This window comes from Gelidibacter gilvus (assembly GCF_004115975.1).
In the GTDB taxonomy this organism is placed as follows: Bacteria; Bacteroidota; Bacteroidia; order Flavobacteriales; family Flavobacteriaceae; genus Gelidibacter; species Gelidibacter gilvus.
Window position 1 is genome coordinate 2,501 of record NZ_SDDZ01000025.1, and the last position, 2,911, is coordinate 5,411.

Annotated in this window: 2 rRNA genes (1 of these 2 only partly in view); both read left to right on the plus strand. The window is 49.8% G+C overall.

From position 1 onward, the window contains the following. A 23S ribosomal RNA gene (locus ESZ48_RS19055) occupies window positions 1-2,665 on the plus strand (it extends 170 nt beyond the left edge of the window). A 132-nt stretch (window positions 2,666-2,797) separates the two neighbouring features. After that, a 5S ribosomal RNA gene (gene rrf, locus ESZ48_RS19060) occupies window positions 2,798-2,906 on the plus strand. Window positions 2,907-2,911: the final 5 nt, after the last annotated feature.

Below are 2,911 nucleotides of genomic sequence, written 5' to 3' on the forward strand. Positions count from 1 at the left end.
CGGAGAACTGAAACATCTAAGTACCCGGAGGAGAAGAAAACAAAAGTGATTCCGTAAGTAGTGGCGAGCGAACGCGGATTAGCCCAAACCGGCATTGTTACGGCAATGTCGGGGTTGTAGGACCACGATATTAGAAGCACGATGAACTAGAACTGTTTGGAAAGACAGGCCATAGACGGTGATAGCCCGGTATAGGTAAAAAATGTGGACATAGTGGTATCCTGAGTAGTGCGGGGCACGTGAAACCCTGTATGAATTTGGCGGGACCATCCGTTAAGGCTAAATACTCCTGAGAGACCGATAGTGAACCAGTACCGTGAGGGAAAGGTGAAAAGAACCCTGAATAAGGGAGTGAAAGAGAACCTGAAACCATACGCTTACAAGCGGTCGGAGCCCTTTAGGGGGTGACGGCGTGCCTTTTGCATAATGAGCCTACGAGTTACCGTTGCCAGCGAGGTTAAGTGGTTAAGCCACGGATCCGTAGCGAAAGCGAGTCTGAACAGGGCGCTTTAGTTGGTAGCGGTAGACGCGAAACCGTGTGATCTACCCATGGGCAGGTTGAAGTTTAGGTAACACTAAATGGAGGACCGAACCGCCAGACGTTGAAAAGTCTTCGGATGACCTGTGGGTAGGGGTGAAAGGCCAATCAAACTCGGAAATAGCTCGTACTCCCCGAAATGCATTTAGGTGCAGCGTTGATTTATAGTTCTGTAGAGGTAGAGCTACTGATTGGATGCGGGGGCTTCACCGCCTACCAATTCCTGACAAACTCCGAATGCTACAGAATGTTTATCAGCAGTGAGGGCTTGGGTGCTAAGGTCCAAGTCCGAGAGGGAAAGAACCCAGACCATCAGCTAAGGTCCCCAAATATATGTTAAGTTGAAAGAACGCGGTTGAACTGCACAGACAGCTAGGATGTTGGCTTGGAAGCAGCCATTCATTTAAAGAGTGCGTAACAGCTCACTAGTCGAGCGGTTCGGCATGGATAATAATCGGGCATAAACATATTACCGAAGCTATGGATTTATAATTTAGTTTATAAGTGGTAGGGGAGCATTGTAGTGTCGTCGAAGGTGTGATGTGAGTCATGCTGGAGAAGCTACAAAAGAAAATGTAGGCATAAGTAACGATAATGCGGGCGAGAAACCCGCACACCGAAAGACTAAGGTTTCCTCAGCTATGCTAATCAGCTGAGGGTTAGTCGGGGCCTAACGCGAACCCGAAAGGGGTAGTGGATGGACAACGGGTTAATATTCCCGTACCTGCTCACGTTAAAAGTGACGGAGGCGTATATTTGGTGCGTGCTGACGGAATAGCACGTTGAAGCGAGCAGTAATGCCGCGATAGTACACCGAGGCTACGGCCGAGGTGATAATCCAGAGAAGCGACTTCCAAGAAAAGCGAGTGAAGCAGCCCGTACCGTAAACCGACACAGGTAGTTGGGATGAGAATTCTAAGGTGCTCGAGAGATTCATGGCTAAGGAACTAGGCAAAATAGACGCGTAACTTCGGGAGAAGCGTCGCCCCCCTCCGGGGGGGCCGCAGTGAAAGAGTCCAGGCGACTGTTTATCAAAAACACAGGGCTATGCTAAATTGAAAGATGACGTATATGGCCTGACACCTGCCCGGTGCTGGAAGGTTAAGAGGAGGGTTTAGCTTCGGCGAAGATCTGAATTGAAGCCCCAGTAAACGGCGGCCGTAACTATAACGGTCCTAAGGTAGCGAAATTCCTTGTCGGGTAAGTTCCGACCTGCACGAATGGTGCAACGATCTGGACACTGTCTCAGCCATGAGCTCGGTGAAATTGTAGTATCGGTGAAGATGCCGATTACCCGCAGTGGGACGAAAAGACCCCGTGCACCTTTACTATAGCTTAGTATTGGTTTTGGATAAGTAATGTGTAGGATAGGTGGGAGACTTCGATCCTGCGTCGCCAGGCGTAGGTTAGTCATTGTTGAAATACCACCCTTTGCTTGTCTAGAGTCTAACCCTTGAACAAAGGGGACAGTGCTTGGTGGGTAGTTTGACTGGGGTGGTCGCCTCCAAAAGAGTAACGGAGGCTTCTAAAGGTTCCCTCAGCACGCTTGGTAACCGTGCGCAGAGTGCAATGGCATAAGGGAGCTTGACTGAGAGACAAACAGGTCGATCAGGTACGAAAGTAGAGCATAGTGATCCGGTGGTTCCGCATGGAAGGGCCATCGCTCAAAGGATAAAAGGTACGCCGGGGATAACAGGCTGATCTCCCCCAAGAGCTCATATCGACGGGGGGGTTTGGCACCTCGATGTCGGCTCGTCACATCCTGGGGCTGGAGAAGGTCCCAAGGGTTGGGCTGTTCGCCCATTAAAGTGGCACGCGAGCTGGGTTCAGAACGTCGTGAGACAGTTCGGTCTCTATCTACTGTGGGCGTTAGAAATTTGAGTGGATCTGACTCTAGTACGAGAGGACCGAGTTGGACGAACCTCTGGTGCACCAGTTGTCACGCCAGTGGCATTGCTGGGTAGCTACGTTCGGAAGGGATAAGCGCTGAAAGCATATAAGCGCGAAACCCACCACAAGATGAGATTTCTTTAAAGGGCCGTGGAAGATTACCACGTTGATAGGCCATAGGTGTAAGGGCAGCAATGTCATAGCCGAGTGGTACTAATAGCCCATAGGCTTATTGTACGCCTGTTTTTTAGTAGAGTTTTTTATGTATGTACACACCTTGGTGTGCTTTTTTCAATATGTCACGATATTTGTCATACAACTGTATGACGCTGTAGGCAACAACACTGTTGTTGCACCGCAGCTATGACTTAAGGTGGTTATAGCGACGGGGCTCACCTCTTACCATTCCGAACAGAGAAGTTAAGCCCGTTTGCGCCGATGGTACTGCATCTCGTGGGAGAGTAGGTCGTCGCCTTTTTTAGA